The 11,844-nt window shown below is 74.3% G+C and carries 6 protein-coding genes; 1 reads left to right on the plus strand and 5 read right to left on the minus strand.

Annotated features, from left to right (window positions below; genetic code table 11):
* Window positions 1–4: 4 nt before the first annotated feature.
* Both U8525_RS20880 and U8525_RS20885 read right to left on the minus strand, forming a co-directional pair.
* The gene (locus tag U8525_RS20880; protein ID WP_374268038.1) at window positions 5–6,799 is read right to left on the minus strand and encodes a hypothetical protein; all 6,795 of its coding nucleotides are present in this window, start codon (window positions 6,797–6,799) and stop codon (window positions 5–7) included.
* Between the two features lie 143 nt (window positions 6,800–6,942).
* On the minus strand, window positions 6,943–7,881 hold the full coding sequence (locus U8525_RS20885) for an RluA family pseudouridine synthase (RefSeq protein ID WP_374268039.1): 939 nt from the start codon (window positions 7,879–7,881) through the stop codon (window positions 6,943–6,945).
* Window positions 7,882–8,014: 133 nt separating this feature from the next.
* Here U8525_RS20885 and U8525_RS20890 point away from each other — a divergent pair, with 133 nt between their 5' ends.
* Window positions 8,015–9,541, plus strand: a complete 1,527-nt coding sequence (locus U8525_RS20890; protein ID WP_374268040.1) for a peptidase M3 — start codon at window positions 8,015–8,017, stop codon at window positions 9,539–9,541.
* A 10-nt stretch (window positions 9,542–9,551) separates the two neighbouring features.
* On the opposite strand, the gene U8525_RS20895 is transcribed toward U8525_RS20890, so the two are convergent.
* The 3 genes from U8525_RS20895 to U8525_RS20905 form a co-directional block, all read right to left on the minus strand.
* On the minus strand, window positions 9,552–9,902 hold the full coding sequence (locus U8525_RS20895) for a hypothetical protein (protein ID WP_374268041.1): 351 nt from the start codon (window positions 9,900–9,902) through the stop codon (window positions 9,552–9,554).
* Window positions 9,903–10,056: 154 nt separating this feature from the next.
* Window positions 10,057–10,602, minus strand: coding sequence for a hypothetical protein (locus U8525_RS20900; RefSeq protein ID WP_374268042.1), 546 nt, complete (start codon window positions 10,600–10,602; stop codon window positions 10,057–10,059).
* Window positions 10,603–10,784: 182 nt separating this feature from the next.
* Complete coding sequence (locus U8525_RS20905) at window positions 10,785–11,822, minus strand: hypothetical protein (protein WP_374268043.1); 1,038 nt, start codon at window positions 11,820–11,822, stop codon at window positions 10,785–10,787.
* Between the last annotated feature and the right edge of the window lie 22 nt (window positions 11,823–11,844).

Consider the following 11,844-nt stretch of genomic DNA (forward strand, 5'->3'; position numbering starts at 1 on the left):
GGCGTCAGCGGCCGCGGGCGGCTTCGGCGGGATCCCTCAGGGCGAGGTAGCGCTCGGAGGCGGCGAAGCGGACCAGCTCCTCCAGCTCTGACTCGTGCGGGCGGCGGGCGCGGAGCGCGGTGAGCGCGGGCCCGGGGCCTCCGCAGGCGACGAGCCCCGCGCGGTTGGCGGAGTCCCGCGCGGCGGCGACCAGCAGGGTCGCGTCGAAGTCGCGGGTGCCGGGCTCCATCAGGAGGGCGGCGCGCTCCAGGGCCCTGGGGGACAGGGACTCGCGCACCACGCGGGCGTCGTCGCCGGCGTCCTTGGGGTTCCTGAGGACCGAGGACAGGAGCGCGAGCGCGCGCAGCAGGTGGTCCTTGCGCAGGGCGCGCAGCGCGAGCAGGTCCGGCGACAGCGAGAACAGCGCGCGGCCGGCGTGGAAGCGCAGCTCCGCGTTGGTGGGAGGCTGCTGCACGAGGAGCCGGCCCACGACGAGGCGCGGGGTGGTGGTGTGCAGCGGCGTGATGTTGGCGGTGTCGTCGTCGCCCGCGACGAGCTCCGGCAGGGGCACGCCCAGCAGGCGCGCGGCGGTGTTCAGCGCGTCCAGGACGGCGGCGGCGCCGGGGCCGGAGGAGGCGCGCAGGGGCTCGGAGGTGCTGGCGATGCGCGCGGGCGACGGGAACAGCCGGCACAGCGCGATGCCCACGCACGCGAGCAGCTCTCCGGCCGGGGTGCGCAGGCCCGGGTGGCGCAGGCCGGCGCGCTCCTGATGGGTGAGGGTCCCGCGCTGCACGCGGGGCGCGGGGGCGTCGCGGCCTTCCAGGGCGTCGGCGAGCTCGCGCATGAGCGCGGCGCGGGTGGCGTCACCGCGCTGCTCGAAGTGGTCCACGAGGCCGCGGTAGGGCTTCGGGTCGAGCGGACGCTCGCGCACGAGCTTGAAGACGAGCGGCTCCGCGGAGGTGGCGTCGGCCGGGGGCGCCGCGTCTGGAGTGGCGGCGGGTGTTTCGCGGGTCTCGGTGGAGCCGACGGTGGGGCGGCCTCCGGCCTGCGGGCGCGTGGGGGCCGGGCCGGAGACGGTGCCTTCGGGGCGGCCCGCGCGGTGGATGCGGCGCACGGGGTCCATGCGGCCGGGAGGCGCCTCCCACGCGATGACGCTCGTGGCCTCCACGGGCCCGGCGCCGAGCTCCTGGGCGTCCTCGTCTTCGTCCTCCGACGGAATCTGGCTGAGGAAGGGGATGTCGGGAGGGGCTTCGGGGCCGCCGCGTCCCTTGGGGGCGGCGGGTCGCGAGGAGGTGCCCCCCATGGCGCGCGGCGCGGCGGCCGGCGGCTCCACGCCGCTGGCGGACAGCGGGGCGCGCGGGGCGGAGGGAGGCTCCACACCGCTGGCGGACAGCGCGACCCGGGGCGCGTGGCCGGCGCGAGGGGCGCGTTCCACGCGGGAGGGCGCTTCGCGGACCTGGGTGCCCGCGTTCTTGTTCCGGGCCGAGGCCTGCTGGGAGGTGCTCTCCTCGGGGGCAGCGGCCTTGCGGGCCTCGGGCTCCGCGTCCGGAGCGAGCGGTGCGCCGAAGGCCGTGGTCCTTTCGCTCGGAGGTCCAGCGGCGGCTCGCGGCTTGCGGTCGACTGCGTCGCCCGGCGTGGAGGTGGGCTCCTGGGCCGTGGTGCTCGCCGCGCGCGGCTTCGCGGCCCGGGACATGCCGCTGGGCGCGGGGGCGGATTCCGCGAGGGAGACGGGCCCCTCCACGGGCGCCTTCGTGGACGCGGCGCGACGGGGTGGCTCCGCGTCTTGCGACGTGCTCGCGACCGAGCCATGGCGGCCGGAGGGCGACTTCGGTTGGCGGACCGCATCCGCGCCCGTGGCCCCCACGGGAGCGTGGCGGCCGGAGGGGGACCTGGGCTGCCGTGAGGCTTCCGGGGCGGACGACGTGGTGCCCACGGAAACGTGACGACCCGAAGGAGCCTTGGGCTGCCGTGAGGCTTCCGTGGCGGAGGATGCTGGGCCGACCGACGGATGACGACCCGAGGGGGCCTTGGGCTGCCGAGCGGCTTCCGTGGCAGACGAGGTGGCCGCCACGGAGGCGTGACGCCCCGAGGGGGCCTTGGGCTGCCGAGCGGCTTCCGTGGCAGACGAGGTGGCCGCCACGGAAACGCGACGACCCGAGGGGGACTTGGGCTGCCGTGAGGCTTCCGTGGCGGACGATGCAGGGCCAACCGGCGAATGACGACCCGAGGGTGCCTTGGGGTGCCGTGAGGCTTCCGTGGTGGGGACTGCGGTGCTCACGGAACCATGACGACCCGAGGGTACCTTGGGCTGCCGTGAGGCTTCCGTGGCGGCCGAGGTGGTGGCCACGGAGGCGTGACGTCCCGAGGGTGCCTTCGGCGGGAGAGGAACCTCCGCACCGGGTGCTGTATCCGCGAGGGAGGCAGGGCTTCCCACCAGGGTCTTCCCAGCGGCGGGGCGACGCTGCGCTTCCGTTCCCTGGACGGTCTCTCCTCCCGACGCGTTTCGTGCAGCGGCGGCCTTGGCCGCGTCACCCCTGCGCGGATTCGCGGCGGTGTCCGCGACCGGAGCGTGGCTCCCGGAAGGGGCCTTCGTGGAGGGCGGCACGTCCGGAGAAGCTCCCGTGGCGCGTCCTGGCTCCTTCCGCGGCGCGCGGTCGGCCGCGGCACTCCGAGCCTCCGCACGCCCACGCTTCCCCTCGCCCGAGACATCGGTCCCGGCAACGGCGTTGGAGGAGACCGAGGTCTTCCGGCCCGCGCCGTCCTTCGCCCGCGACACGCGCTTCCCGGGCGCAGCCTCCTCGGCCTGAAGCAGCGACGGGACGTCCGTGTTGGACGTCACCTCGTCGGACAGGTCCTTGCGCTTCGCGGTCACCCTCCCCGTGGCGACCGGTGGCGCCACGAGCACCGACGGCGGCGGCACCCCGACGGCCTGCGCTGGCGCTGGACGCGCGGGCTCCGGCGCTGGCGGACGGGCGCGCTGCTCGCGGGACTTGCGCAGACTCTCGGCGCGGCGCGCGTAGAGGCGAGCCTTCTCGGTGTTGTTCAGCACCTCGCGGCAGAAGAGCGCGAGCCGCTCCCACGTGTGCTGGCGCTCCTCGTCGTCCTCCGTCGCGGTGGCCGCGTTCTCCAGCGCCCAGGCGGCCTCGCCAAACTGCTCGCGTTCAGTGCAGCGGTCCGCGAGCAGCAGCCAGGCCTCCTTGTGCCCTGGCTCGAAGCGCACGGCCTGACGCAGCTCCGCCAGGGCCGCGCCCGCATCGCCCATCGCCTCCAGCGTGGCGACCCGCTCCAGGTGCGCCTTGCGCGCGGCTGGCCCCCGAGGCTCGCGGGCGAGCTGCGCGTGCAGCAACGCGCTCAGCGCGGGCAGGTCGCCCAGGCGACGCGCGAGCGCCAGCAGGTGCTCCCGGGGCTGATCATTGTCCGGGTTCTCCGCGAGCACCTCCGCCCAGGCCCACTGCGCGATGCGCAGGTCACCCAGGGACTCCTCCGCGGTCTGCGCGAGCACCCGCAGCGCCTCCAGGCGATCCGGTGTGCGGCGCGCGGCGGCGGCGCAGGCGGCGCGCAGCCGCTCGACCTGGGCGAAGCGCTCTTCGTCGGAGACGCTGCGCACGAGCCCCGCGAGCACGGGCAGCATCCCGGGCACGAGCGCATCCGCCGCCTCGAAGTCCTCGCGCGCCTTCGCGGCGTTGCCCATGTTCAGCTGCCGCTCGCCTCGCGTCAGCAACGCCACGGCGCGGGCCCGCGAGGTCCTCGCCCGGGAGATCGCGTCATCGAGCGCACGGCGCACGAGGGAGGCGTCCTCGCGCTGGGACAACAGCCGGACCTGCTCACGCAGCGCGGTGCGCTCGCCGGTCAGCTCGACGATCTCCCGGTACATGCGCGCGGCGCCCGCGGAGTCCTGGAGCTCGTTCTCCATCACCTCCGCGAGCCGCGTGAGGGCCTCGGCGCGCTCGGGGGCGTCCTTCGCGCGGTCCGCGCGCTTGAGGTACAGCTGGGCCAGCTCACGCCACGCACGGCGCGCGATGAGCTGCGCCTCCTGACGCTGCGACTGCGCCCGCTCCGCCCCCTCTTCCGCGGTGCGCGCGGAGGAGGCATCCGGAGCCGGGGGCGCGGCGGGCTCGGAGGACTTCACCGACGGGGTGCGCTTGGGCGCGGCGGGGGAGGCGTCCGGCGTGGCGGCAGCCGACTGCGGGAGGACCACTTCCGACGTCGCTTCGTCCTCGTCGAACGCAGGCTTCGAGGTGGCGGGGACCAGGACAGAGGCCCGTCTCGGAGCGGCGGGCTTCTCGTCACGGGGGGGCGTTGCCGCGGAGGCGTCCTTCTCCGCTTCGGCGCGCTCGGGCGGGATGATCTCCGACGTCGATTCTTCGTCGTCGAACGCCATCGCTGGCGCCCCCGGCACCAGCACGGCGTTGGCGGCATGCGGAGCAGCGCTGCGTACCGCGGACGGGCCTGTAGCCGGAGCCTTCGTGGCGGCATCGGTCGCAGGCGGCGGAATGACTTCCGACGTCGCTTCATCCGCGTCAAAAGCCTTCGAGGGAGCACCAGGCACCAGCAACGCATCCGGCTCGCGAAGAGGCGCCTGCTTCGCTGTCGATGCGGTCTCGCCAGAGGCCTTCACCTGAGCATCGGCCTCAGGCCCAATCGGACGCGGAGGGAGGACTTCCGACGTCGATGCGTCGTCGGTAGAAGCCTTCGCCTGGGCATCAGCTTCAGGTCCGGTCGGACGCGGAGGGAGGACTTCCGACGTCGATATGTCCTCGGTAGATGCCTTCGCCTGAGCGCCAACTTCAGGTCCAATCGAACGCGGAGGGAGGACTTCCGACGTCGATATGTCCTCGGCAGACGCCTTCGCCTGGGCATCAGCTTCAGGCCCGGTCGGACGCGGAGGGATGACCTCCGACGTCGATGCGTCCTCGTCGATGGCCTTGGAAGGCGCTCCCGGGACCAGCACGGCTCCAGGTGAACGCGCCGACGCCAGCTCGTCGTGACTGGCGTTCTTCGAGGGCGCTTCCGTTACCGCAGCGAGTGCTTCCTGGGAGCGCGGCGGTGACGCGGGCTTTTCGTCGAGGGCCTGTGCGACATCGTCTAGCGATGCATCCTCAAGCCTCTTGCCGAAGACCTGCGTCGCTTCGAACAAGGGCCGGGCGGCAACAGCCTTCTCCTCGGAGGACGCCACTCCATCATGGGTCGAGGTGTCCGACGCCGTGACGGCGCTCGCTTCGGTCTCCAGCGGCACAGCCTTCACTTCAGGCGACTGCACCACCGACGCTGCCGCTTCGGTCGTCGTCGCAACGTCCTTCACTTCGGGTGCCGCGGCCGTCCCTGGCGAAGCGTTCGACACAGCGGCCACGGCCTCAGGCGTCCGCGTCGCGCCCCCTGGCGATGATGAGGCTGCTGCCGCATCGGTGTGCTCGGACGAGCGTGCCGCATCCACCGACAGCGTCGCGCCCGACGCCTTGGTGCCGTGCTCAAGCGCCGCGGAGCCGTCCGCGGATGACGAGGCGTTCGCTGCCGCTACAGCGTGCGCAGACGCCGGAGAACCGTCCGTGGGCGACGATGCGTTCGATGCCGCCCCAGCACGCTCAGGCGAGGATGACGCGTCCGACAACAGCAACGCGCTCAACGCCGCGACGACGTGCTCAGGAACACCCGAGGACGAGGCCGTTCCCCGCGCAGCAGCGGCGCGTTCAGGCGCATCTTCAGTGCTTGCCGCTGACGAACTGCTCTGCCGCCCAACCGTGGGCGACGGTGCGCTCGCTTCGCCAGGGGTGCCCTCGGGCGCTAGCGCCGCGTCTCGGGGCCCTGCCGACGTGCCGACAGCACTCGACGACTCCTGCACGGCTCCTGAGGCGGGAACACCACGCTCAGACTTCGGCGCCGCATCCGCGGACGAAGCCTCACCAGCAGCCATCGGAGCCGCATCCTCAGACGACAGGACCTTCATCGTCCCCGCTGGCGACGACGCACCCGACGCGGCAGTGCCCTGGTCGCTCAGCGCCTGCGCCCCATCGCCAGCACGCCCCCGGTCCGGCGCCTTCTCACCCGCCGCCGGCTTCTCCTCGGGCCCGCGTGCCTCGGCGGATGCGCTGGAGACCACCGCCACGGACGACGCGGGCTCTGGAACAGACCTCGCGCCGCGCGGCGGCGTCGCCACCCGAGCCTTGCCCGGCCCGTCGTCATCCCAGGGGAACTCCGGTCCTCGCGCCGTCGTCCGGCCCGGGTTCGCCCACTCTCCCAGCGGGACCTGCACCGTGTCGGCCCGGGGCGTCCACGCCGGTGGCGGCGGCGGCGGCACGGAGACCACCGGCATCTCCACCACCGTGTTCCCCAGCTCCGGATCCGACAGCGCCAGCGCGGACACCTCCACGGTCTTCGTCCGGGACTCGTCGTCCTCCGCCGGGGGCTGCCGCGACGCCGCCTCCTTCGCCTTCGCCACCCGCTCGCGCAGCACGTCGAGCACGAAGCGGGCCCGCGCGTCGTCGGGCGCGTCCATCAACAGCCCGTTGAGCACCGCCGCGGCGCGCGCCTCCTGCCCCGTGCGCCGCAACACCCGCGACAGCTGCCGACGGACCGCGCGGCGCACCTCGCCCCGCTCCGTCACCATCGCCGCGTCCAGCAGGGTGATGACGGCGCGCTCCGTGCCCGCCCTCAGCGAGCACCGCACCAGCACCGCCGCCAGCCGGGGCGTCATCGGAAGGGAGCGGCTGGCGGACACCAGGCCGGAGTACGCCCGCGCCGCCTGCCCCTCGCGGAGCAGCCGGGCGGCATCCCGGCAGACCTGGGCCACCGCGCCGCGCACGTCCTCGCCTCGCGAGTCCATCCCCGGTCCGCGAAGGGAGGACTCCGGTGTCCGTGGGCCCTTGCCGTGTCTCCCGCCACCCATGAAGCCCCCAGTCTACACACGATGCGCGCGACGGGGGCACTCCGTCCGCGCTCGCGAAGAGCCCCCGGCCTTCCAGACGCTCAGGGGGCTCCCACCGCCACGATGGGCCCCTCCGGGACGCGCACCCCCGCCGCCTCGAAGAACGCCCGCAGGTCGTCCGGCACCGGCGCCTCCCACCGCAGCGGCCGGCCCGAGCGGGGATGGCCCAGCTCCAGCGCGTGCGCGTGCAGCAGGCAGCGCGGTGCCTTCAGGGGCCCCGCGCTCGCCGCGCCGCCATAGCGCGCGTCCCCCAGGATGGGCCTCCCCAGCGCCGTCAGGTGCGCCCGCAGCTGGTGCGTACGACCCGTGCGGGGCAGCAGCTCCACCAGGCTGAACGCCTCCCCCGCGAACAGCGTCCGGAAGTCCGTCCACGCGGGCACGCCGTTGGCCGCGCGGGTCGCCCGCCAGCGCCCCGGCCGCGACGGGTCCTTCGACAGGGGCAGGTCCACCGTCCCGCCCGCCGGGAGCCCCGGCCCCGTCGCCGCGAGGTACCGCTTGCGCGCGGTGCCCTCCCGGAACGCCTCCGCCAGCGCGGAGGTGGCGGCGGCCGTCTTGCCGAACACCGTCACCCCGGAGGTCTCCCGGTCCAGCCGGTGCACCAGCCCCGCCTGCCGCCCCAGGTGCTCGCTCACCAGGTCCACGAGGCTCCCGCCCACGCGCCCCTCCGTGGGCTGCGCGTTCAGGCCCGCGGGCTTGTCCACGGCGATGACGTCCGCGTCCTCGAACAGCACGCGCAAGGGCGCTGCGGGCCTCACGGCCTCCAGCGGGCTCTGCCCCGCCTCCTCCAGCACCACCGTCACCACCTGCGCGGGCTGGAGCTTCACGGCGCCATCCCGCGCGCGCCGCCCCGCCACGTACACGGCCCCCACGTCCACCAGCCGCCGCACGTCCACCACCGGCAGCGCCAGCTCCGCCGCCACCGCCTCCACCAGCGCGCGCCCGACGTGCGCCCCCTCCGCCCGGAACGTCCGGCGCTTCATCGCGCGCCCTCCCCGTCCGGACGGGACCTCAGGGGAGCATGCGGCCGGGCGGCGGAGACAGGGGACATGGCGCGACACTCTATGCGCGTGCTCCCTGCCCTGACGCGGGCTTCCTGTTACCTTCCGCGCCGCCATGGACCGCCCCCTGCTCTCCGTCCGGTCGCGGCTGGATGACTTCCTCGCCGAGCTGGCCACCCTCCAGTACCGCTACGGCGCCGGACTCGCCCCGGACCTCCCCGTCGCCCACCTGTACGCGTCCTTCCCGGAGCTGTCCTCGCCGGAGACCTTCGCCGCCGCCAACGAGGCGCTCACCCGCGCGAAGGGCAAGGACGACCCCGACCCCGTCGCCCTCCGCCGCATCACCCTGGTGCGCGAGCTCATCGCCACCCAGGTGGAGGAGTCGCTCGCCCTGCCCGCGGCGGACGCCGTCGTCGCGCTGGAGGCCCGCTCCCACATCCCCGCGGACGACACGACGCTGTCCCTGGCCCAGGCCCTGTCCCAGCTTCCGCGCGAGCCCAGCCGCTCCCGCCGCGCCCTCCTGGAGCGCGGCGCCGGCAACTTCCTCTGGGAGAACCGGGGCCCTTATGGCGACCGGCGCGACGCCGCCCTCCAGGCCGCGGAGACGCTGGGCTTCCCCAGCTACCCCTCCCTGCGCCAGGACGTCACCGGCATCGACGCGGGCAAGCTGGCCGGGGCCGCCGAGGAGACGCTCAAGCACACCGAGGACGCCTACCGCGACGTGCTGGCCTACGTCCTGCGCAAGCTGGAGCCCACCCTGCGCCCGCTGCCCGGCGGCGAGGCGCGGCGCCACGACGTGCAGCACGCCCTGCGCGCCCCGTGGATGGACGCGCACTTCCGCCGCGAGGACACCGTCCCCGCCGTGATGCGCTGGCTGTCCGACTGGGGCCTCCACCCCGAGGCCGGCGGCCGCATCCGCCTGGACGACGAGGCCCGCCCCGGCAAGGCGTCCCGCCCCTTCGTCGCCGCCGTGCGCGTGCCGGACGACATCCGCCTGGTGCTCCAGCCCAGGAGCGGCATGGACGCGCTGGGCGACCTGCTCCACGAGCTGGGCCACGCGTGGCACCTGGCCCACGTGGACGCGGACGCCCCCATGGAGCTGCGCCGCCTGGGCGACGCCTCGGTGACGGAAGCCTACGCCGCCACCTTCGAGCGGCTCCTCCTGTCCCCGCCCTGGCTCAAGCGCTACCTGGGCCTGCCCTCCAGCACGACGAAGGACGTCGTGCGGCTGGCCGCGTTCCAGGCCCTGGCCGTGCTGCGCCGCCACTGCGCGAAGCTGTCCTACGAGCTGTCCCTCACCACGAAGGGCGCCTCCGCCGACCGCGCGGACGAGTACGCCGACGGCCAGCGCCGCGCCCTCTTCGCGCAGCCGCACCCGGGCTTCTTCCTCCATGACGTGGATTCACAGCTCTACGTCACCCGCTACCTGCGGGCCTGGGCCCTGGAGACCCGGCTCACCGCGCACCTGCTGGAGCGGTTCAACGAGGACTTCTGGCGCAACCCCGCCGCCTTCACCTGGCTCAAGGGCCTCTTCGCGCGGGGCGGCGCCGCCGACGCGGAGGGACTGGCCACGGAGGTCTCGGGCACGCCACTGGCGCTGCCCGAGGCGGGAGCGCGCCTCGTGGCCATCCTCAATCAGTAGGGGCCAGGCCCTACTTCTTCTTGGCGCGCAGCGCGCGGACGATCTTGTCCTTCGCCGCGTTGGCCGGGGCCTCTCGGGTACGCACGGCGGCGGGCGCCTTGGAGGCGTTGGCCGCCGTGCGCGCCTGGCCGGTGCGCGCGCGCAGGGCCTTCATCAGCTGCATCTCGATGACGAGCAGTTCGTCCGCGAGCTCCGCGTTGGAGCCGGCGGCGCGGGGCAGCGGCGCGTTCTGGCTGGGAGCGCCCGCGCCATGGCGCATGCGCAGGGCCTTCTCCTCCTCGGCCGTCAGCGTGGTGGACTTCGCCAACGCCGCCTTGACCTCCTTCGCGGTCAACGTGCTACTTCCGACCTTGCGCTCCATCTCCGCTCCCTCTGTTGTTCACGCCTGAACGCCCGAGCATGTCGGATGCGTCTGGGCCGCAACCGACGAGGATTGTAGAGGACGCAAGAGGGCCGTCAAAATTTCTTCCAACAGGTCGCTGCCAGTCTGTAGCGACCCGCCCCGGCCGCTACAGCTACAGGTGCAGGCCCAGCCCCAGGAACGTGGAGCGCAGGCTCTGCCGCTGCCCGGAGAAGGGGTCCCCCCTCGCGGCGAAGTTCTGGTAGCGCGCCTCGGCGGTGAGGAAGAGGTTGTCCCCCAGCTCCAGCCCCACGCCGCCGCAGAGCTCGAAGCCCACCTGGAGCACGCGGCTGCCCAGGGCGTCCGGGGCTGACGGCCGGGGCCTCGAGTGGGGCACCAGCAGGCTGGCCCCCACCCCCAGGAAGGGCCGCACCCGGGTGTCCCCCAGGGGCACCACGCGCACGGACATGGGCGTCACCTCCGTCAGGTGCCGGCTGGACGCCAGGTGCCCGCCCACCTCCAGCACCGCCCCCGGCTTGCGGTACGCCCAGCCCAGGCCCGCGCTGTAGCCCACGGTGTGCTCCGCCTCCGCGTTCCCCTGGAGCACGTAGGCCCCCAGCGGCGCGACGGTGATGCCCAGGTTGCGGGCGGGTTCGGCGAGGGCCGGGGCCGCCAGGAGCGCGAGCCCGGCGCACGCCAGGAGGCGGGCGGAGCGGAACATGCCTTCCCGGAAGAGCAAGGCCAGGGCCAGGGGGGGTTCCCCAGCCGCGTCAGGCACTTGCGGGAAGGCCCCGGGCGCGACGAGGGCCCGTGCAGGACACGGCCGTCACAGCCCGGGAACGCGCGACGCCTCCGGCCCGAAGCCGTGGGAACTCCCACGGCCTGGAGGCGTGACGGGGTGCGTCAGTTGCCCTCGGCCTCGTCCTCGGGCTCGGAGGCGCCGGACGTGGCGCCCGGGGTGCCGGGCGAGTCCCCGGCCTTGGTGCGCGGGATGCCGAAGTGGTCCAGCGCGTCCGCGATGCCCTGGGGCTTGTCCGCGTCCGGCAGGAAGTCCTGGGGCGGCTGGAGCTGGGGATCCTTGCCGATGTCCGTCAGGGAGGACTCCAGCGTCATGCGCAGCTCGGCGGCCTCCGGGGTCTTCTCCTGGGGAACGCCGATGCGCCCGTCCAGCCGGGCCTTGAGGACCACGGAGGTGGCCGCGTCCACCAGCACCTCGCCCTCCAGCGAGCGCGGCAGCCGGTTCGCGAAGAAGTTGGCGCGGCGCTTCGTCGTCTCGTCCGCGTTCTTGGGGCTGAAGGCGGCGGGCAGCTTCTTCGCGGCGGCGCCCTCCTGGGCCGGGCCCAGGGACACGTTGTACTTCCACGCGGTGCGCCCCTCGTGGGTGACGGTGCCCGCGGGGGTGAGCTTGATGCGGCCCTGGAAGAGGCTGTCGAAGTCGCGGATGGCGCCCGTCAGCTCGGAGCGGGTGCGCTCCGCCATGCCGCGGTCGCGCAGGCGCTGGCGGTACGGGCCGTAGCGGTTGCGGGCGAACACCTGGCCCTTCACGCGCATCACCTCCAGGCCCTGGTCCCGCGAGTTCTCCAGGATGCCGTGGAAGTCGCCGTTGACGCCCCCGGGGCCCGCCCGGAAGGAGCGCGTCTCCGTGAGCTTCACGGCGTTGTTGCCGCTGGGGCCGGCCCACTCGTAGCTGAGGGTGGACTGGAAGAAGTGGGGCCCCAGCCGCTCGGTCACCTCCGCGGCGTCCATGCCCAGGATGCGGCGGGAGACCTGGGGGTTGTCCGCGACGTCCTCCGGCGGCAGCCTCTCCTTCGCGGAAGCCACCACCTTGGGCGGGTCCTCCGGCGAGAAGATGCGGGCCTTGGCCGCCTTGTCCACGGGGTCGGAGCAGCCGGCGGCGGCCAGGACCAGGGCGACGACGGCGGACTTCGTCAGACTTCTCACGGGACCTCCACGACCAGGACGG

The sequence above is a fragment of the Corallococcus sp. RDP092CA genome, assembly GCF_041903675.1.
Classification (GTDB): domain Bacteria; phylum Myxococcota; class Myxococcia; order Myxococcales; family Myxococcaceae; genus Corallococcus.

Bases quoted from the DNA above. Each gene is read 5' to 3' on its own strand.
- U8525_RS20880 (WP_374268038.1), bottom strand. From the start codon at position 6,799: ATGGACTCGCGAGGCGAGGACGTGCGCGGCGCGGTGGCCCAGGTCTGC.
- U8525_RS20885 (WP_374268039.1), bottom strand. From the start codon at position 7,881: ATGAAGCGCCGGACGTTCCGGGCGGAGGGGGCGCACGTCGGGCGCGCG.
- U8525_RS20895 (WP_374268041.1), bottom strand. From the start codon at position 9,902: ATGGAGCGCAAGGTCGGAAGTAGCACGTTGACCGCGAAGGAGGTCAAG.
- U8525_RS20890 (WP_374268040.1), top strand. From the start codon at position 8,015: ATGGACCGCCCCCTGCTCTCCGTCCGGTCGCGGCTGGATGACTTCCTC.
- U8525_RS20900 (WP_374268042.1), bottom strand. From the start codon at position 10,602: ATGTTCCGCTCCGCCCGCCTCCTGGCGTGCGCCGGGCTCGCGCTCCTG.